General features: G+C 39.8%; 6 protein-coding genes. 5 read left to right on the forward strand and 1 reads right to left on the reverse strand.

What is annotated here, in order from left to right:
* Positions 1-22: 22 nt before the first annotated feature.
* Positions 23-1,546 carry a hypothetical protein gene (locus DKM50_02930; protein PZM83248.1) on the reverse strand — a complete coding sequence of 508 codons (1,524 nt, stop codon included), beginning with the start codon at positions 1,544-1,546 and terminating at the stop codon, positions 23-25.
* Positions 1,547-1,918: 372 nt separating this feature from the next.
* Here DKM50_02930 and DKM50_02935 point away from each other — a divergent pair, with 372 nt between their 5' ends.
* From DKM50_02935 to DKM50_02955, 5 genes are all read left to right on the forward strand, one after another.
* The gene (locus tag DKM50_02935) at positions 1,919-3,196 is read left to right on the forward strand and encodes a hypothetical protein (GenBank protein ID PZM83249.1); all 1,278 of its coding nucleotides are present in this window, start codon (positions 1,919-1,921) and stop codon (positions 3,194-3,196) included.
* A gap of 170 nt (positions 3,197-3,366) precedes the next feature.
* Positions 3,367-5,808, forward strand: a complete 2,442-nt coding sequence (locus DKM50_02940; protein ID PZM83250.1) for a hypothetical protein — start codon at positions 3,367-3,369, stop codon at positions 5,806-5,808.
* A gap of 2 nt (positions 5,809-5,810) precedes the next feature.
* Positions 5,811-6,122: a hypothetical protein gene (locus DKM50_02945; protein ID PZM83251.1), complete on the forward strand. Its 312-nt coding sequence runs from the start codon at positions 5,811-5,813 to the stop codon at positions 6,120-6,122.
* A 364-nt stretch (positions 6,123-6,486) separates the two neighbouring features.
* Positions 6,487-21,537, forward strand: a complete 15,051-nt coding sequence (locus tag DKM50_02950) for a hypothetical protein (protein PZM83252.1) — start codon at positions 6,487-6,489, stop codon at positions 21,535-21,537.
* A gap of 428 nt (positions 21,538-21,965) precedes the next feature.
* Positions 21,966-23,009, forward strand: a 1,044-nt coding sequence (locus DKM50_02955; GenBank protein PZM83253.1) for a hypothetical protein, incomplete at its 3' end; no start/stop codon positions are given.

A 23,009-nucleotide genomic window follows, 5' to 3' on the forward strand; every position in this document is an offset into this window, starting at 1 on the left:
CGGATAAAAGTACTGCAAGACTTTATGGCATTAGAGAGTTGAAGACTTTCACATATTCTATTGCCGATTTTCCCCACGAAAAGTCTTCTGCCATTCCATTTTTACGGAGAGTTAACAGGAGCTCTTTATTATCAAAATACTTCATACATCTTCCCATCGCTTCTAATAATGCATCGGGGGTAACTTCGTTAATTACTACTCCTGTACCAGTACCGGTTTCCGGGTCAAAGTCTTTGACCGTATCTTTGAGTCCGCCTTCTTCCGATACTACCGGAGGAGTTCCGTCACCTTCAGCGAATATCTGGACAAGCCCGCAGGGTTCGTCCCTTGAAGGATAGAGAATAAAATCTACTCCTGCAATAATAAGGTGGCTTAATGCTTCATCGTAGCATAATGCAATACCGAGATTATCAGGATATCTATTACGCAGCATTTCCAGCTCATAATGGTATCTTTCGTCTCCAGTGCCGAGAAGGATAAATTGAGCATCTTTTTCTTTTAATAATCTTTCGATGCTTTCAACTATAATATCTATTCCTTTTTGCCAGGTTAATCTTCCAACAAAACCAAAAACTGGTTTAGCGGGATCGTACTTAAGGTTGAATCTTTTAAGTAAGTGTTTTTTGTTTTCTTCTTTTCCTCTGGTAACGGACTGGCTGTCATATTTCTCCTTAAGATAATTATCATTCCAAGGGTCCCAGCTGTCTTCTTTTCCGTTAACAATACCGAAGAGTTTTTCTTTGTGTACATTGAGTATCCCATCAAAGCCGCAACCGTTTTTTTGATTGAGTATTTGCTTCGCATAGTGCGGGCTGACGGTAAAGACCACATCGCTTGTGACAACACCTGCTTTCAGAAAGCTGAAGCTGTCATAAAATTCGAAACGCTCAGGAGTATAATCGCTTTCCTTAAACCCTGCAATCGAAATAGTTTCCCTGCTGAATTTGCCGGAAAAAGCAATGTTATGAATGCTAAGGGCTGTTTTCATGCCCTTGAACTGAGGATTCCCGATTGTCATCTGATCTTTTAGGGCAGGGCATAATGCAGCTTGCCAGTCGTGAGCATGGAGGATATCAGGAGTCCATCTCAATGCGATCATAGTTTCATAGACTCCACGATTGAAGAAAGTGAACCGTAGATTGCTGTCCTTATACTCTTGTTTATTTTTGTCAACATAGAGTCCACCATCTCTATTGAAAAAATGATCGTTGCCAATGAAGTAAGCTGGAATATCGGTATGTGGTATTTTTCCTATTAGTACTATTCCGGGGACAAGCTCCCCTCCCAGCCGGACTTTGATGTCAAACATCTTTTCAGCATTACTTCGGGGTATCTGCTTATACAGAGGCATAAAGAACCTTGAGTCTACACCAAGCTTGTGCATTTCCTTAACAAGCGGCGGTACTGCATCCGCCAGTCCTCCGGTTTTGGCCAGGTCAACGGCTTCTGATGCGACACCCGCATACGACTTGAATTTTGGTTTGATTGATTCGAGGGTAGCTACCGTTATCTTATTATTACTGGTTGCTATAATTTTCGTTAACATTTTTTTTCCTTTTTATTTATCTTACTCATTTTTTGATAATTTACAGTATTCCGATTATTTATTTAATTTACATTTTCCTATAACATATCGAAGCTGTTTGGAATTAGTTGCAATCTATTTTTAGGTTTTTTGCATATATTTTTCCTCGTATATTTTGCTTTCCTCAAAAAAGCTTTTGATAATAAGGTTTTTTGAATGAATTAACGAAAGTTTTCTATTTATGCCAATGTGCTTCAAATAAAACGGTTGACACTACACGGGCAAAATAGGCCATGTTCCATGAGTGAAGTGCAAAATGTTTGATTCATAACAAATAGTGGTATCGATATATTAGTGTAGCTCGTAATCAGACCAAAAGGACGTGATGAAACTATGAACCATAAAATCTATTCCGTCTCCGATCATATTTCCCGAAACTCTAAAGGAGTAGTAACTCAAAAAACTCCGGAGCCGTTGGCGAATCATATGGTTCTTCTTGAAGGAGATTATCGGTCGAGATTTCGATTCGAGGAATTGATTCATAGTCTTGGTGATCCCAATTCTGCCTATGGTCAGAATATTATAAACGAGCTCATTTCTTCAATCATGCTCGATTCTACAGACGTTAATTCTAAGACTGATGGCGTGCTTAAGCGTTTGTATTTCGCCCATGAATGGGACCGTTGGGTTATCGATTCGCTTTATTCTGCATTAGAAAAGTCAATAACACAAAGCGTCAAAAATATCGTTGATTATAGCGATATGCAAAAAGTAGAGGGAGCTCGCAGACGCCTCTATAATCTCGCATATATTGATCGATTGTTGATCCACTACTGGAACGAAAGCAGGGACCCGAACATTTGTTATGATCAGGGTGTGTTAGACCGTCGAAACAGGGAGGTCCATAATCTCTTAATGAACACCCTGGATAAAACCATATACGATGTTAATGCGGATAAGAATAGTGAGGGATATCAACTACTCTCCTATCTAAAAAATGTGTTCGCTGATAAAAACCGGTTAAACCAGTATGTGTATCATCGTCCTAAACCGCAAGAATCCAGATTTCAAAGCACCAAGGTGCATGGTTTGAGTATCGATCATACAGACCGGAAGCTTGATGAGGAGCCTACCAGGATATATTTTTGGGACTGGCTGCCATTCTCCGAGATTAGAGAGGATAATTTCGCTTATCGAGTTCGGAAAGACGCTCCCACTATTAAAGAATGCCGTTATAGAAGTGAATCTGAGCAACTTGGCGATATCACTGCGGATTTCCTGGGTGAGCGTATTCCGGCTGAATACATCGAAGTCGTCGATCCGATGGAGCCGTGGATCGGCTATCCTATTACCGGGATCGGCAGCCGTAAAGAATTTATGGATATGCGGGTCCCCGAGTTTAAGTATGTTAATGACATAGAAGATAAGCTGGATAAGTTGAAAAATAAATATAAGCTCGATGATTATCGGAATAATCATTTAGTTGACCGGGACTCCTTATCCGGAGAGATCGGTTTTATCGTAGATGATATATTGCGACAAACCGGCTTGAACGAAACCAATAAGTTTTTACTGTTATCCAAATGTAATATTATGCACAATAATTATGCCGGTTCATGGATATTTTCCGGGGATAGAGAACAGATATTTGAAGCAATAAGGCAAGCTTAAACCTCTACAATTAATCTCTAAAAATAATGATATATAAAAAGTGAGATTAATTATCTGCAGTGACGATACATTAAATACGATGGAGGGACTCTGCTTTTGATAATGAGGGACGTAACCATAACTTTAATTAAGGAAGTGATTCGTTAATGTTAACTATAAGGAAATATGATATGTATAATGGCCTTCTAAGTAAAAAAGTTGTAGATTATCTTCAACCGAAAGTATCTATTGAAAATTCCGGATCAAAAGATAAAAGAGTCAACCAAAGAAGAGATCAGTTAACCGATCAATTATCCAAAGCAATGAGTGAATCAACGTACATAGGCCTTTTCACCAGCGGTAAGGTCGACATGAAAAGAATTGAGGAATATAACCGCGAATTCGACGCTAAACATGAGGACCTTTTAAATAGCATTAAAACTGCTGTTCGCAAGGACCCGGCTGTGAATGATGCGTACGAAAAAATCTCAGCTGTGAATACCAGAAATCCAGTATTTCTGACATCAGAAAAATATTTATTCGCATTGCTCGCGGCCAAGGGCGTTATTGATTTGGATATCGAATTGCCCAGGCATGTGACACTGCGAAATCAGCGGAATTTTGTATTTAATGTTGCTCCCAAAAGAATTGCCCAAAGGGTGATCAATGATAGAACTATTAACTGGACCGATGCAGTGAAACTTTATGGAGATAAAATGACAGCTCCACGGACTGAAAGCGTACTTGCCGGAGGAGATGCCTCTCGTTTTTACGGCGGAGAGAAAGCACTATATCGTGTTGGAACGGCAGGGCCCGAATTATTCGTGAGCATAATACCTGCTGCGGTAACTTACAGTGCTGCAAATATTGTTGGCAAACTGAAAGAATTGAATATTATTGACAGCAATAATAAACTGCTTGTCAAAGACATTGATGCGGTAGTAATTCCACCGGAATATTCAAAGATTGAAAATGATATTAAAACTGTTTTAAAAATAGTAACAGCGCTGGACACTAAAGAAACCTTTGACCAGAGTATTTTTGATTTTCTATGCGGTAAGTTTACTAAGGAGAGTTTTTCTCTGATCGTTGATCAGGAAGCAGCTGATAACCTTATCCGGAATTTAGTGGCAAGGAAAGTGATTAATGGGAAAGGCGCTCTGGAAGACAAAAAAAAGATACAAGACATTGCAGAAGTGTCGGGTGGGGAAGGTCCTGCCATAACTATGGCTAAGATACTTTTAGAGAATAAAGATAATAACAAGAATTTTGTTGCTACGTTCTCTACAAAGGGATTGTCAACGTTGCTGAAGGTCCCGGTTTTAGAGGTGCTGAACAAAACTATCGGAGATCAGGATAAAATTGATGGATATTACAATAAATCAAAGGTACAGGATTCATTAATGGCAATGCTCGATAATTTTGGGAAAATGCCTAAGGTAATGAGTTATGCTTATAAAGTGGATTTTAAAGATGGAAACGTGGTTCATCTGAATTATTTCATGAGCAGGATATTACGATATTACACGACCGTTAAACAGGAACAGACAAGTGGCAACGAATTGCATTTTATGATACAGGATAAAGATATAAAAGCCTGTTTCGAGGACCTTGTGACTACATTAGAGCATTCAGGAATAATTGATCCCAAAGTGCTTGAAGTGAAGATAATGACCAAATCTCCTGATGGGCTTCCGGTGGATAAAAAGACAGGACAGCTTTTGTTTAATGGACCGTCAGTAAAATTGTCAAGTCCCGGACATGGTCCTGCCGGAACTAAGCTTCTCAATGAGATCAAATCGGACGGGAAAGACGGTGTCCCGGTGACTTCAACAATAACAACTGTCGACAATAGCGGGTCAGAGCTTCCGGTCTATACCGGAATCCTTCAAAGAGGCTCCGTATTCGAATCTCAAAGAAGAGATAATCTTGTAGAGGCGCTGCGTAGTGCTGCACGGGCAAAAAATAATGAGTATATTCAAGATATTTGTGGAAATAAAACGGTAAAGGAATATATTTTAGATCAGTGGGATTATAGTGTCAAAAAAGATACTTATCTTGATATCGCAGATGAGTTGTCAATATTGCCGGTAACTGTTGCTATCGTGGTAGAGCCCCGTCCGGAACATAGCGGAGGAGGACTGCATGTAAATAACGCGACCGGAACAATGGCTATTATTGATAAGGCTACTTTTGCCGCTGGTCAGCAAGAAGCAAAAGATTTTGAATTCAAATTTAATCCGATGGTGTATGCTGTAACTGTAAAAAGCCAGTTGAGCTATGCAACAATCGAAGATGGAATGTATTTTATCCAGGAAAAAAATGACAAAGAAACCGGATCAGCTTTTTATCAGGTTGAAACAGCTTCTACTCATAACTTTACGGATAGTTCCAAGGTCTTGAAAAAGGTAATAATTGTATCCGATGCAGACCTTGAAAAAGCTTTTTTACAAGGTAAACGTATCGAGGAAACAGATGCGGGTAGAAACCAGGAAACAAACGAGGCTTTGAAAAGCGATATTTTACACATTGCCGGCAATGATCTTAAAGAGGCTATCGGGATAGCTGAGGTCATTATGAAGGCTCAGGAGACAGCTAGAAATCAATATAGAGAAGAGAAAGTGGGCAAATAATTATGGATAGGTTGAAAGAACTTGAGGAAAGTTTTTGGAAATATAACAGCCATCCTTCACAACACGGTGCGTCACTGGGATATCTGGCTGACACAATTAAATCAGATGTTGATGACGTTATCGCTAATAGTGACCTGTCTTCTGCTGAAAAACTTTCTTTGTTAAGAGCTTATAATAACCTTTATGCCAGGACGACTAGCGTGATGGACCAGGAATATGCAGAACAGGAAGGCAGGTCTGCTTGCGGAGAAGTCTTGTTCCGCACAGAAGCAGACCTCCTTGCTGCAATCGGGAATTTCCATCAATATAAATAATCAGTGAAATATATCTCTTTTATTCATCACTGGTTTTCGACGATATTGGTTTGTTTAGCGGAATATCGAAGTGGCTTCTTATAAAGTAGCGCATTATCCATAACAGAGACTTAGATTGTCATCCTTTTATTAACGCTCGCTTCATTTCATTTATTAATAAATAATATTGTAATTTTCCGTGTATAATCAAAGTATTGTTGATGTTTAGTGACTGGTATTAGTGGGTATCATACTCAATAAGAATTAAGTGTTTTAAGCTTTTTCAGTAAAATCTCTGAAACTTTTGATTTTATGTTACGATAAATAAATGTGCGGGTGTATTTACAGTCCGGTAGGTAGGATTATTTAACTAGGATGGTACATTATGATTAATTATGCAAAATTGATTTCCAACCCTGCTGACCATGTAGAGGTGAACCCGTCAAAAATCCCGATCAACGGACGAGATCATTCCCAACCAATTAAAGCAGAAAAAAAAACAGGTTCTGATAAACAACAAATAGATCTGTTTCACGGCATATACAATTATCAACAAGAAGATACTCTTATCCATGATAAAACAAAGCAGTTTCTCACATCAAAAAACAGGTTGAGCACTGACTATAAGCCTGCTGGCATGGACACTGTATTTCTCAAAGGGGCTGGAGATCGAAATCATGATCGTTACGTCAATCACCGAAGTGCTATGCACAATGTGATTGAAGATCAGCTGGAGGCTCTGAAGGATTGTGCCACCCGTGATCAATTAGCCTCTTACATCAATGAACTTAATAAGAAATTTGCCGGAAAAGGAATCACCAGACTCTGGAATCAAACTGATTACCCGCTTGCAGATCCGTTAGCCAGTGAGAGAAAACGTAATCAGGTAATGGATCATCTTGAAAAAGTTAGTCTGTTGTATAAAAAGTTCGGTTCAGATTATATGCACCTTATCACATCTACTCACGATGTCTTTAAACTTGTTGATGATGCGAATCATACTATGTACTCCGCAAAGGTTGTTTGGGAGAGTGGCATCGTAGATCGCTATGCAGCAGTGCTGGGGGATAAAAAAGATATTTTTCTTCCAGTTCTGTTTATGCACCAGCTTCTAGGCGCTGGCTTTACCAATGGCAGTTTTTCACTACTGATTAACTTTTCTCAGGTCGATGACCCCAACCTTACTCAGATACAGAAACAGATACAGTTATTGATGCGCGATATCCTTTCTGATGAAACAAAAAAACAGGATTTTTATGATCTCCTTTACCTTCTGAGCTATATCGATACTGCAGGAGTGACGGAAAAAGGCTACCTGTCTGACACTCTGGTACAAAATTATGATATTTATCTCCAAAAGATCAAGTCAGTCCTGGATGGCAATGATATGTCCCCCAAAGGAATGTCAGACCGGTTATCCACTCATGTCGATAGCGGTCTCTACCTCAATTTCTTTAAGTGGATGACTTCCATGTATGTTAATGATGTCGATGATCCTGCATTCAAAGCTAATTTTAGCGATGCATTTATTGCTAAGGTAATTGACAAACTGAAATCAGAGGGTATGACCGATCAACAACTCGGCGATATGATCAAGTCAGCTCATCTCATAGTTGAACAAGGTTATATTAATACTACATCCGCAGCCCTGGTTGTTCAGAATCGAGGTGTGCTGCCGGTAAAAGACGGCAAAACTGATTTTGCCGCCCTGGATATTTCCAAGGTTGATTTTACAGTAGATGACGTGGCTGTTGCATTCAAACATAATTTACTGCTGGCGCGTTATGCAGAGCTTAAGCAAGAGAAGGATTCCACCAAAAAGTTCATTACCTATTCCAGAAATAATGATCTGGCACCTCAGTTTTTTACTCCTGAAGAAGTTAATAGCCTCTGGATGCTCTCCGATGAAGTGTTTGTTGCTCAATTTGCCGAAGTGCTGGAAGAAAAGGGCATTGATACCCTATTTACCACAGTTAAGATGTTCTCTGATACCTATGGAAGTGATACTTATCATCAGGCAATGGGGCAGACAGAGCAGGCCGGAGGGGATAAGTCCCTTGAGGGAGCTTTAGCCGAACATGGATTCCAGGCTAATGAGATCAAATCTTTTAAGGCCGCCAGTATGTGCCTCTGGAATCTTCTTAGAAATCCTATTCGCGCTGGAATGACCTTCAACAAATCAGTTTCTCAGCTGTGGGGTTACCATGCTGAAAAACTGCCACAAAAAGTCGAAGAGTTTATTAAGGTACAACGCCTTTTGAAGAGTGAGGCTGATAACATACTCCTTTCGGATCTTGGATTAACCAGGGATAGTCTCGATAAGCTTAAGAAAGATGCTTATGAAGCTATTGGCAAGAAATATAAACCATCTGATATCAAACATATAAATGCCATAGTTAATTACCGGATCAGTTCCGAGAATCCTGTCATGATACAGAGCAAACCTGCCCTGTTGATGACAGCCTGGAATCTGGGTATTGTTACCAGTTTTATTCAGCTGGGATTGATCACTGCTACCTTTATGATGAATTCTAATATCTCTTTGTTGAAGCAGTTCATGTTTAACCTGTTTGCTTTGGGTATCGTTTATTATTCTGTGGATTCTCCACTTTATATGCTATCTAATATTGATGGCACGATCACTCGCAAGCCACGTATCCAAAAACTCAATAAAGATTTTAATGAACGAATGTCTGTTGCTGACATCAACCTGATGTTCGGCGGTGGTTTTGCTTATACCGTATTTAACTTTATGCGTTCACGTATCCATTATGGGCCTCATAAGAAGCTGATAGCCCAGACTGGCGGTGTCGGAGCCAAGGCATTTCCTAACCAGGCATGTTGGGATATCCTGAACGGATTTGATATTAGGACGAAAGCAATTGAGCGGCTGATCAGGCCCTTATTTAAGGATAAAGATAATGAATACCTAAAGGCTACAGTTGATTTTGCCCCGGTCGATATGAACAAGGTAAGACAGATCCTGGATACAGCCGGACTTGGGGCCAGCTTTGACACTATCTGGAAAGATCTGCTAGGTACCTATTCTATTTCTAAGGATCAGCTAATTCTGAAAACACAGCCATCTACCGTAGATAATCTGATCAAAGCTATACGTCTTAATAACAGGGATGCCGCACAGGAATTGTTCGAATTGATGGACGAATCCCGATATGCAGGCTATGGAGAGAAAGAAAATCGCGAGGGAGATAATTGGGCGCTCTGGCAGTTGTCCGGCAGTTTGGCTGCGCCAAATATTATTAAGGACACTGCAAACACTGTTCTGCATTCTATTATACAGGACGAAGAACTTGGCTATGATGAGAATAGTCGTGTCAGTGCAGGTAATTACTGGAGATTATTCAAACAAAAGTTTGCCGGGGTAGATAGTCACAAAGAAGGGTCCCTGATTATTGAAGATGTTCTTAGAGAGGCTGCAAAGCGGTTGCCTCAACGGCTCAGAGATAAGGGGCTTGCTGATGAATCTGAGATCAAGAAGACATGTAAGCGAATAGTTTTGGCCCTTGAAAACAACATGCGGTCAATAGTGAATTCGACATCTTTAGAGGAATTCTATGAGCAGGATATTTTTGATGAGAAATTGGAATCCATTCTGGTTGCGCAAGCCGGCGAACCCAACATTACGCAGAAGATCTCCCGGAATGATTTCCAGTATTTGCTTGATGTGCTTAATGAAAAGATCACGAGCGAGGTTATTGGCGGCAAAACAATTGATCCGAAAGAGTCTGTTAACGGAGCACGAATTGATTATACCCTGAAATTACAGCTCCATGACCAAATATTAGTTGATTATTGTGTCAAGCAGTCAGGGGAACACGCTAAGATATGGAACAGCTGGAAGCCTACTGCTTGGGTTAACGCAATGATCACCGGTAAAAGTTCAGATAAGCTCCAGGCTCAAGCAGCATCACTGTTGCCGCGTTTATGGCAGACCAAAGGCATCGATCCTATCTACGCCAAAGCGCTCGCGAAAAAATTTCGTCGGGAAGTGTACAAACGTGTTATTGCTCCTGGGAATCTCTCAGAAGTAAGTCAACAATTGCTTAATGGGAAAACAATCCTTGATATTAAAAAAGGATATTTGACCGAGTCACATTTTTCCCGGTTCGGATCGGTAAAGTCATCAATTGTGGCTAGCTTGAAGCCTATTCTCGATAATTATGAAAATACTACCACACCATCATTGGGTAAAGCTTTTAAAGGATCAATCAGAGCTTTGCTAAAAGCAAAGGATTTTAGTTACGAGGTTTTTGGTGAAATGGCATCTGATGTGCAAAGTATAGTTACTGCAGATACTGATATTGACCGGACCGCAGACCAAGTTGCCCTAATAATAGAAAAAGCCGTATTTAAAATAGTCGATGATAACAAGCTATATATTGCAATCGAGAAGTTTAAACAAGCTGCGATGATACTTGGTTACGTAAGTGAAGAGAAGTCCGAAGAAATCTTAAGAGTCTTAGAGTCAAATGCACGACAGATCAATGAGATAACTAAAAAGGCAAATAAAGATTACGTAGAACTGGACACAGCGGATAAAGAAAAACAGATACAGAGTTATTTGCTGGATATTGAAGACCACATGGCTTACGTAAACTATGCTGACGGAGATTATCGCGGCGTTAGTGAAACACGTGATTGTAATCTTTTTAATTCAGTGCTTTATCACTGGGAGCAGTTCCGTAACCAACTTCTGAAATTGGGGCCACTTGAAAGTGCACCTCTGTTATCTAAATATGCTGAACACAAACGTGTTATCGAACAGCTATTTGAAAATATTGAAGCGGATGTTCTGGTTTTTAAACCGACAGTTACTAAGGAAGCCATTGATAAATTAGCAGTAGATAATCCCCCACAAAAACTGAAAGAATTAATTGAAGTATTGCAAAAAGCTTATATGGAAGACAAGCAACGAATAATGAGAGAATTTAATTTCTCGGGATTAAACGGTCTTACTTCCAGAGTGAAAAATGCAATTGCACAAATCAAGTGTACACTGAATGAAGACCAAGTCAAGGATATCATTAATCAATCAGCTAACAGCTTTATAGGTGTGTTGTCCGAAGAAAAAGTCAAGGAGCTAATTAAAGTCATCAGGGAAAACAGAGGTCTGATTGATGAATATGACGAAATCAAGGGCTTAGACAAAAAATGGGCCCCAATTAATAACCAATTAAAAGTGATCTTAACTAATTCCGGGTTCGATGCGGATAATGAAGCTGCTCTCCGTATAAGCTTGGAGTCAATAACATTTTATTTTATCAATACAGAAGCTGACGAGGTTATTGCCGGCAGTAATGACTTAATGAATAACGGTAAATTTAATGAAAAAAATAAGTTTGATCTTGTTGCTGATGGGTTGAAAGGGCTTGGAAATATCCTGAACCTTGAAATGTTCGCCGGATATTCTCTGCTGAGCGAAGGACAACAGAAAGAATTTAAGAAATTGCTTAATACGGAAACAATTTCTGCGCTTAATAAAACCTTCTATTCAGCAGCTTCCCAAGAAGACTCCGTAGATAAAAGGTTTGTCGAGTTTGTTTCTTTTATCGAACAGGCCCTCCTGAATGTTATGGCTCAGGATCAAGGCAAAGGACCTATTAAGATGTTCAATCCTTGTGACGAGCTATATGCTGTTATGCCGATCAATACCTCCAACCCTGACGCCTTAAAAAATAAGGATGGCATTCTTGTTACCGAAGGAGAGTTGTTCCGCAAATTTGACTTTATGCCTGGAACTGATTGGAAAGCGTTAATTACTGAACTAAACGGCTTACTGAATACAAATGATAAAAGCCTATCCGGTGGTTTTGACGATAACAGGCTTCAGCTTAATAAACTGTCTAAGCAAGAGAATAGATTAGCTGTGAAAATTTTGAGAAAATATGGCTATGTGCTTCCGATAACAATAAACAGGGCCTCTCATTATGAGAATATGATACGGCTGCTTATGGGCGAGTTGTGGGATAGGCGGTTCCTCGATAATGAGAATGCAATGCTGGCGCACCTGTTTGGAAAAGAGATGGGGAAACTCGAGCTGATCAAAGAAGATTATGAGGCTATAGGGGCTTTCATAAATGCAATTGGCACTGATGATGAACCCGGAAAGCACAATGCCATTCGCCAAGAGATCAGAGGTGTCTCGGATGTATTCAGGGGCTTAGCAAATGCCAAAAAACTTGATTTTGATCAAATCAGATATTACATCGATCAGGAATGGGAAAAATTAGCTAACAAAAATCTGACCGATATAGCTTCCGGTTTTTATTGGAAAATTTATCAGGGCGGCGTTACGAAAAGCACCTTTAATAATATCCTGAATAATGATAAACAAGCTGCTGCAGTGTGGGATAAGTTGGTGAACTCAGGAATTATTACAGTTGATAAAAGTAATAACCAGGTGGAAGCACGTATAATTCTTTCAGTAACTCATGCTAACAAGAAAGCGCTGGAAGCTGCATTACGAGAAATCAAAGTTGATGATGTTGTTATCAAAGTTGATAATGGTGTTATCAAAAAGCTTATCAAGACATTGCAAGGAGTTAGCCGGGAGAATAAAGAAAACCTTGAGGCCGGGTCTATACAAGGGTTGACGGAACAGGCAGCCAGCATCGCAGTGGAGACTTTTCTGGATGTACAGATCATGCGCCGCCGGGGTGCCGGGAGCCTTAAACAATATATTGGACACGGCAACGATACCGTTAAAGAGATAGCACAAAAACTAGTTGCTGACAAATGCAGGGTTGTGAAAAAAGAATCAGTCATTGGCGGAATCAAAACCTATGAGTTTAGCAATGGGGCATATGAAGCAAATCAACAATACAAGACAACAATGCTTGATCTCAAGAATAAAATTAAAGGACTAACCGCCCATGTTAATTCGAATAGCTCAGATGAAGAAGTTCGGCGCAGGAATGTATTATTTGCCCAACGTGATAACCTGGAGAAAAAAATGCTGCTGCCTAATGTCGATACGATCTCCAGTCTCATATCTGCACAAGATCATTCAAAATATTCTGAAGATGACGATATCAACCGAATGGTATATAGCTCGATAGCAGAAAAAATACTAGTGACGTTACATAACGGATTTGTTACCCGATCGTCTTTTGAGTCTTTTGGAGATGAGAAAAAAGATATATGGGATGCTTTAATTGAAGCTGCCTATATTACACCGAATGGCACGCTAACCGATAAGATAACAGCTGACAGTAAAGAGACTTTTAAGGGTGAAGAGAAGTTTTCTCCTTTAGTAATGAAAAAGATAGATATGGACCAGGTGTATACTATTCTTAAAACGGCTTCTTCTATTGGTCTTATGAAGGGAGACTTGGTTAAAGCAGCTGAAGGGGTGCAACTATCTCTTACTGGTGAAAAAGTTGAAGTAACCGATAAACTAGGCAATAACCTTGTTTTCACGGTAAGTGCCGAGCATGGGGCTGATTATGCCCGCATTATAAGCCAGGCACTTAGCGAACGCAGCAATAAGGCAGCTAGTTCCCAATTATCAAAAAAAGAACGAGTTACATATATTAAGATTAAAAAGGAATTGGATGTTCTGGATGGACTGGGTAAGAATTATGAATCAATGATCCAGGGTATTGTACAGAGTCTCGAATATGCTGTTAACATTGGTAGATGTAATCGTTCTTTTGATAAGAACAAAGATTTCTCTGCAATGAGAAATGAACAGTTTAGATTCTTCTCTGATTCTCTGTTTTCTTTCGAAAAACTTCAGAGTGTAGTCTGGGCCATTATGCAAGGTGGAGATCTGGTACTTGAGAATCAATCTCTTGGTAAGAGAGCAATCTGGAAGGACCATACGGATATTTTTGGCAAAAATAAAGACAGTGTTGCTAACCATATTGATAATTATATTAAGTATGTAACCGATCAGGCAGAGACTGACTACCAGGAAGCAGATGCCAATGCGCGATCACAAGAAGAAAAACGTATCGCACTTACGAATAAAGAACAACGGATTATTCAGATTAAGGCCATGAAGGCTTGGTTGGAGAGTTTTAAGCTTACGCAGGACCTGATTAACAATAGCGGGAATGAAAGCATAAGAACTTCTGCTAGAGCGGTAAGGGATTCTCTGTTCGAGCATATTGACAGTATTAAAGGTGTATCCAGCGAGCAGGATAAAATCAGAAAGATCTATGACCGTATAAAAATCGATACCGTAGACCGGTTTAACAATCGCATTGATCCGGCAATGGACCTGCAACTCATTGAGTATACCTATCAGTTTCTATCTGACAAAAAAGAAGTAAACGAAGCCGTGATAGAAGCTCTCTCCAAACATTTACAGAAACTAAAGTCGAAAATAATGGCAGAAGTGATCGGTCGAATGGATCATAATTTTTCCAAGGATACCAAAGAAAATTTGATTAACCGTGGTCTTTCGGATGAGGTCCGTCTCTCCAAAGCAGCAAGTGACGAAGATCGTATTAATGAAATGGCCGATGATATACGCTCCGAAATAATTAAAGCCCCGATTGTACAATTACATATATTTGATGTGGATTTTTACGCTGAAGGTGCCGGAAGCAAAGGCAGCGCGCAGTCCAGTGCGCTTATCGGCCGTGAGCGTAACGTCCAGACTTCGGTCTTTATGGGCGAAGTCCTGGAAACGGCGCTGGAGGAGCACAAAGGTATCTTATTTATTCCCCCTGATCTGGAAAAAGAGGCTGAAGAGTTTATTACCAGTGCCATTGTATTCGAAGGTGATGATTTTGCGATCAAGGATGAGTTAGGCATTGATACTGAACAGTTTATGCTTGACTTGATCGACCGTATTACGAACAAGAAACAACAACCAGAAGAAGCAGCCAAAGAGATCGTAAGGTCCTGGGGACTTGCCGGTGGAGATGTTTACCAGGGTTCCGGAAAAATGAGAAAAGGCTGGAGCCTGCGCAATGCTGCCGGTATGGGCCCTAAGTATAATTATAAAACAATTGAACATAGGCTGGTAGAGTTGGCTGATGAGATCGCTATCCGACATTATGCGTTAGGTGAGATGGAGGGTATCGCATTTGCATTGAGAGAACTCTATTTTGAAGCTAAGAATAAGAATTACCAAATATATGAGGACAATCAGTATTTTGCAAAAGCAAAGAAGATTCTGATAAATTACCAGGAGAAAAAAGGTAAGTCAGACTTTTCTCTTAATGATATGAATGTTGCCCTTAATGAATACTTTAAGGCGCAGATTATAGAAGGCGACTGGTCCCATATTAGTTCGAAAGAGATATCTTCCCAGATACTCAAAGAGATGCAGTATCTCTATGCCAAGATGTCTGATGATATCAAAAAAGTCGAAGAGCTACAGAAGTATGATAACGATAAAATAGCCCGGCAGGTTGCGAAGGAAATACATAACGAATTAACCTCAACAGGTTCTTTTTCTCGTAATGAGGAATTACTATCCAGAATAAGCGATGCTGTTAATAAAACACAGGATGCAGGATCGATCTCTCAAGATATTCAGAAAAAAATAGACAATTTATACAAAGCTCTGGCTACAGAGCGTCAACGGTTATTTGCTAAGAAAGCTAAAAAGGAGAAACTAGAAGGTCAGAAGAAATCACTCAAAAAAGGTATTGCTAAACTTGATAACGATTCTATAGATTTGGATTCTCAAATAAGAAGAATAAGCGCGAATAAAAAGAAGCAAGAATTCGAGACGAAGACGGGAACAATATCCTATAATTATCTGGTCAGGGAAATAGCGAGGAAAGAGAAAGCTCTAACCGAGATTAATTACAAGAGGAAGCAACTTGTTTTTGATCTTGTATATGAGCAAGTTCAGTCTGATATTGCTGACCTCGACATTGATTTGGAATTAGCACAAGAAAAAGCCAAGATCGAACCTGTTAAATATGCCGAAGTCATTTTGGCGCTGGAAAAAGCCAAAGATGAAAAATTATCCTTATTTACATACATGTTTTATCTTAAACCGGCAAATGAGGGACTATCAAAAATACGAAAGAATATTGCTGCCGTAGATGATAATATCGCGAAGTTAGATAGAGAGATTGAAAATCAAACTGATAATATAAATTCATTAAAGAAAGAGATATTGAAATTAGAAAAAAAAGCTAAAGGATCAGGTGCTTCCGCAGCGGATGCTTCAAAAGAGTTGGAGAAAAGTAAAGAGAAACTACAAAAGCTTGAGGCAGAATTAAAACTCTGTAAATTTGGGACTGTTTCTAGGTTACTACTTATCAATGCGGTTCCTGAGATTAAGGATAGCTTAGGTGAATTCTTCAAAAACCCAGAAGAAGAGGCGTTGGTCTTTAAACCGGAAATGGAAGAATATATCGGCAACTCTTCTTTGGCAGAGGCAAAATTATTAGCATTTTGGGAAAAATCCCAGAGTTCATTTACAGCACAAATGGCAAAATTAACTTATTTAAATAATGATTTAACAATTGCAGAATCAGGAATTATTTCTAAATCAATAGTTTTAGCCAGAATTCCTGAAATTGAGCATAGTTTAGGCAAATTCTTCGAAAACCCAGAAGAAGAGGCGTTGGTCTTTAAACCGAAAATGGAAGAATATATCAACGATTATTCTTTATCGAAAAAGGCTAAAAAAGAATTGTTGTCTATTTTGAACTTATCCCATTTCGCATTGCAATCACAATTGGCAAAACTAAACAAAAATGGTATTTTGGTTGATAAAGATGTTGATTATTTTGAAGATATTATAATGAATTATTCTAAAGGTGAGCTTAAATCGGCGGAGAAAGAAGTTGCGACTGTCCAAAAGGCTGTACATACTCTCTTGACCACTATTGACAATGAATCGAATGGAAAACCTTCGGCAATACTCGCGGACGATATTAATGCTCAAGTCACAGCTCAATTGTCAAAATTTGAGGAAAAACTAGCTGAAATAACCGAACAACGATATAGAAAGAATCTCAATGGTATCCTGCAACATATTTTTTATAACCATAAATTTGGCAGGAAGCTGGATACAGGTACTCCTCTATACGACGTCGCTAATGAATTAGCAGTAGAAATCGAGAAGGAATTTGAACCCTTAGGACAACTGTATGCAAATATGGATGCCGATAACGCACAAGACGTTATGGCTTTTATTAACAAATCTTTAGAATCCGGGTTTGCTTCGTTGAATAACCAAAATCTGCGTGAATATACCAGTTGTACTGTTTTTAATACGGATGGTAAACAGCTTCTTGAGCTTAATGAGTGGTTATCACACAGTGAAGAATACACTCAGAAACTGAAGGACCTTGCAGGGCATCTTAACTATACGCTCAGGATCGACGGTAATTGGACTAAAGCGCATTGGGCAGCACAGAATGCTCGCATCCAGCCGCGTACCGCGATGGAGAAGCATGAAGAGTATTCCGATCATTTTTCACTTGCCAGAAACGTAGCCTCTTTCGCAGGCATGAAAAAAGTATCAAGGCACGGCAAAAAAATCACCCGTGAATATGCCGTATTTAACAGACCTCGGACGCTTAAGCAGGTTGCGGCACATATATCTTCCAGAATCGCAATTACGGAAGAGAAGAGCTCGATGATGCCTCTTTTCTGGTCTAATAATGGTCATTGGGATCCGATGGCCAAGGCCCTTTATGACATGGGAGAGATGGGTGATGAATATGGCTGGCTCAACGAAATTACAGAACAAGATCGGAACGGGGAGCATATTCACAAAGAGATGGCCCGGCTAACCGACTTCGCTCGTTCTGATTGGAAGGCCCAATGGACTGAAGAGCGCCATGATTATTTCTGGCTATACCGGAATATCACAACCCCTACGAAGAAGACTAATGCGCAGGTGTTGGATGCGGTAGATAACGATAACCACATGACAATACCTTTTGACGATACGCTTACCAGTTGGAAAACTTCGAGCAAGGCCCGTGGGATTAGCCATAAAGAGGGACGTGTTCTTAATGACAGTATAGTCCTTTTCCAGAAACCTCAAGGTAGATACGACTATACAGGCGAAATGGGAAGGGCAGATGAGATCCCTCAGACAACCTTTAACCATACATTTACTGCAAAAGGGGCTCCGGATACTACACGTGCGGCGTCCTTCCACGCAGGATGTTATAACCACAATCTGGTGAGGGGAACTATTGGTATTGCCCAGTCTACCAATTATTTGGAAAGCAGCCAATTTGGGCAGAACTCGATTTTGAATAAAGCAATGATCAAGTATTGGGATATTGCAGTTAGTCCTTTCGGATTTTTACTTAATCTTATGTTGCATCCGGTTACGACAACTTCTAAAGTTATTCCTAAAATCGCAAATTTTGATTATCTATCAATTTTTCGGTTTAGTTCCTATAAGCTAAAGCAATCTCTTGACCCCAATAATTTGACAGATGATCAGAATAATCGGCTGCAACAAATGGCGGGGCGTGGAATAAATACTGTATTAAGAAGATTCTTAGGTGATTTTGCTGTCCCATTCTTCTTCGTGCCTATGGCAATCATGGCAGCGGGATTGTTGCCTTCCTATGGTGCTGCGGTAGCTATTGGCGTGCCTTTCTGGAAAGGATTTAAATATATTCTTGAGAGAACTGCATATTTTGACAAGGGTAATGGATTAATTCCGCTTATTAAGTCTTACATTAATAAAAATATTGAGCTCAAAGAAAAACAAGCTGAAATTAGCGAAAGATGGAAACTTGTGAGAGCTAACGCTGGGCAAGTTGCTTATTATGGTGCAGGAGCTTTCCTGGGCTTTTCTATTTATATTTTAGGGACAGCCTTATTTCCTCCAATGGCAGGTTTTTCTTTTACCAGTCTGTTATCTAATGAAATAGCCTGGGGAATTACCGGGGCTCTTTCCGCTATGATGGCTACCAGGAAATGGAAAGAACAGGGCATGTTCAACCGGACCAAGCATGCAATGGGATGGGCAAGCGCTAACAAATTTTTTAGTCATATCAAAGGCGTCAAAGCATTAGCCGCAGGTGTAAATAAAATTGCCAGGGGATCGGTCAAGATTCAATATGATGATCCTGTATTCTTCAATAATACTTTTTTACAGCAAAAAGTCTATGAGATGGCTAAAAAGGATCCCTTTGATCGCGGTGGTGAATTCGGTGAGGTTACTGTCTGGAGAAAATACAAGTATTCACTGGAAGACTCTGCGCTTAAGGCCGTGACAATGGCCTTGTACCGGATTTCTGACGGTATCAGAAGATCTGACGGCGGCAATCCCAAAGAGACAGGTATGCGAGGTAAGATATACCGTTTCGGACGGTGGATTGCCTCCGGTGCTGTACCTCAGCATGAAGCAAAGATCCATGATAATGCGCAGAAGAAAACTATTTCTGAGCATCTCCAAACGATTAACATGGTCAACTATGTCTATTCTTTTCTAATTAGGTTACTTGTATATCCTGCACTTCATCTCTACTTAGGTTATGATGCATCAATAATACCTTTTGTACCTATGAACCTGGGGAAGGACCATTTTAATATAGATAATGAGTCAGCCAGCTCGAATGTCTATAATTTCGTACATCTCATGGCTATTATGGCAGTTTCTAATATGCAGCTGAGCAAATATACACAGACCAAGTTCTTGACAATGGAAGGGTATACTCAGAAACAAGCAGATTTTATCCTTGCTAACCCCAACCTTTTAAGCCAGATACTGGCGGCAGATGGACTAAAGAAATCCCGCTATTTTGACAACTTTCCTTCAGACGCATTTAATCCGTCCACTCCGTCAACCGGTGAGACTAAAGAAATGCAGGTGGTGGAGCTTGAAGACCGAATCCCGTTTGTTAATATGTTCCGGGATCATCCGATTGGATTAATGAGAACTATGATGGTCCTGGAGACAATTGCGGCTACTAACCTGCTTACCAAATTCGCCTCGAATATAGGTAGGGGATGGACTCAGAACGCCTTTGACCTTTCACTTCTGTACTGGATATTCGATAACCAGAAGGGACTTGACCGAATAGACAAAATGCTTCAGGAAGAGGGATCTTACGCTAAATATGAGCTTATTTCCCCTAAATTCAAGTATGCTGCAAAGTCAGTCCGTTTGTTTGGTGCTACCAAATCATCACCTAATCACGGTCTTAACGGTATTCCTCGTCAATTGATAGGGATTCTAGGATATACGGCTGTTTCATCAGTCATCGCCATGACAATGTCAGCTGCTGCCATCGCGCCCGGAGTGGTAATCGGGATTTTTAGCACACTGGGTCCTCTTGTTGGGGTCGGAGTTCTGTATTACCTAATGGATTCTCTGCCAAAGCCTCAGTACCTGGCAAGAAAGTTTAAGAAAACATTGAATGAAAAAGCTTTTCCTTCCAGCGTTGGTCAGGAAAATCCAATATCCGATTGGGTAGCATTGAAAAGCTATTATTTCGGAGTTAAGATAAAAGATCCGACATATGCTTTTAGCGCGTTATGGGATCAAGGTTTTGACCGATTTAAGGAATCGTCAGCTGATACCTTAATAAAAATATCCAAAGAAATAGATGAAAACGAAGTACGCAAAGAGATTATAGCTCAGGTCAAAAATGCGCAGGCTATTGCTGAGCGAGGTACTAAGTGTAAGTCAATAGTCGAAGGGGAACAAAGTTATCTTGAACAGCTTGCTATCGATGGTTTTGCCGATAGCAATGAGCTCAAGTCAATTTTTTCTGCTTTTATTCTTTTTAATCAGCTCACAGAACAGAAAGACGGACAGATAGAAAACAAAAATAAACTGACGGCCGAAGAAATTACGAAAGGCGGATTATCTGCCAAATCAGCCGGGATCATCAGTTTTATGCTCACGCACACAAATAGTTTTGGTACAATTCATGATACAACTAAGAAGAGTGAAGACTTTCTGCGTCAGATAAACAATGATCTGGAGCAGCTTCAGCTCGATACCGGCATATCTGATGACGATGCGCTCAATATTCTCAAAATGATGGGAGCTTATGCAATTTCGGCTGATATTGCTTTGCCGGAAAACATCTTAAGTATGACTAATAAGGTGCATAAGCAGTTTATGAAAAAGGAATTCGAACTAGGAGTTATCAAAGATAACAGACAAGAAAAAGCTGAATATCTCTATAAATATTTTGACCATAAGATTGAGAATGCTCATCAGCAGTTCTCGACGGAAGATCCCTTACTTGCTGAAAAATATCTCAGGGAAGGCGCTGTGAGAGCTATCAAGAAAAAATCCTTTCGGACTGCGGTATCATTCATATCCCAATTAATAAAAGCAGGAATAGCCAGTGAAAAAGATTTTATTGATCAGATAACCTGTTTTCAGGAGCTAAAACAGCTGGAACAAGCAAAGCAGGCAGCTGAAGATGGTCTTAAGCAATTTCCGTTAAGTGAAAGTCTGAGAAAACGAAAAGAATATATAGAGCTACAGCTAAGGCAGCCGCTTCTATAACTCTTTTAGAGAATTGAGCCTCACCGCTGCATGCAGATACTTTCGGTGGGTGAGCCGCCTCTTTCTACCCGAAGGGAGCAGCGACCTAATTCTCAAAGGGCAATGTGCCGGGTGTGTTTTCTCCAATTCTGGAGAAAACAATCAGGTACGTATCTGTTGGCAACACTATCATAACCTCATTATAAAACTTTTCAATTCTTCTGTATTATATGGAGCCTTTGTCGTGCCTTCTGTCAGGGAGAAATAGCGGGTTAAGACTCTATAATTGATTATATCTGTTATCTTTCTTTGTTAATATCTAAAAATAATAATAAACAAATGTGAAATTCCTTTAGTTTTACTGCGATAACTTACTAGAACATTATCTTTTTTTCTCGTAATTGCCATATAGGCAGATAACAGAATCTATTTACAAGGGGTGTACGTATATGTATAAAAAAATTATTGCTGAAAAAGCTGCCAAAGCTAAGAAAAACATTATTTTCAGAAAGGTTGTTCATTCACTCGCACTGACATCTGCATTGTTCGCGTCCTACATAACCCCGGCAAATGCTTCACCACAAGACAAAATGCCCTCTACAGTAATTGTGGCGAGTGTGGACGCTGCGACTGATCGTAAGGTTAAGGAATTAATAAGGGACTTAAAATATGGTTATGGGTTGGAAAAGGAACGAGCCGTAAAGGCTTTAGGCGAAATGGGTCCAGCTGCTAAGGATGCAATTCCCGTACTAATTAAACTATCTGAACAAGGTATTTTTAACGCTACCGAAGCCTTGGGTGAAATCGGATATATCAGTATGCAAGATGTAGATACTATTAACCAATTAAGAGATAAACAGTTAAATACAATAATTCTTTCACCTGCCGGGAGTTCACTAGCGCTTTCCAGATTGATTAATGTATGTGATAAGCATTCAGTAGTTGCGGCCAAAAATATTGTTCTTCTTGGTGCACTAGATTCGGAAAGAAAATCAAGAAGCATAATAACTCTCTTAAGTAATGGATTTGTCAAAGAAGCCTTGTTGCTGGAGCTTAAATATGCTTTGAAGGCGAATGAGGCACATCTGGCAGCACTATTACTGATCACTTTGAGTCTGCTGGTAAGCACTAAGGTAAAACATCGGGATAAAATAGCGCAGCTTCCTTCTAGTATCAAGTTTGCTGTTGAGCACTATATTAAAGCCGGGAATTATTGTGACAGGTATTTCCAACCTAACGCAAAAGATTATTTTAAGTTTCTTTTATTTAGTGCTTTGTTTGTCATCGCTGCCAAGCTTACCCCTGTTAAAAGTGATCTTGTTTATTATGCTGAAGAATTGTGGTTGGTTTTAAATATGCTTAATCTCAACAACATACAAATGTCACAATTGCTGAGAGATATAGTGAAGCTAGTCCCTAACAAGATAGACTCTCTAATCCTATTCCATAAAGATTCTCCAGGTGAACAGGCTGCTATAGTTTTTAAGCATCTT

The organism is Candidatus Margulisiibacteriota bacterium (genome assembly GCA_003242895.1).
In the GTDB taxonomy this organism is placed as follows: Bacteria; Margulisbacteria; Riflemargulisbacteria; order GWF2-39-127; family GWF2-39-127; genus GWF2-39-127.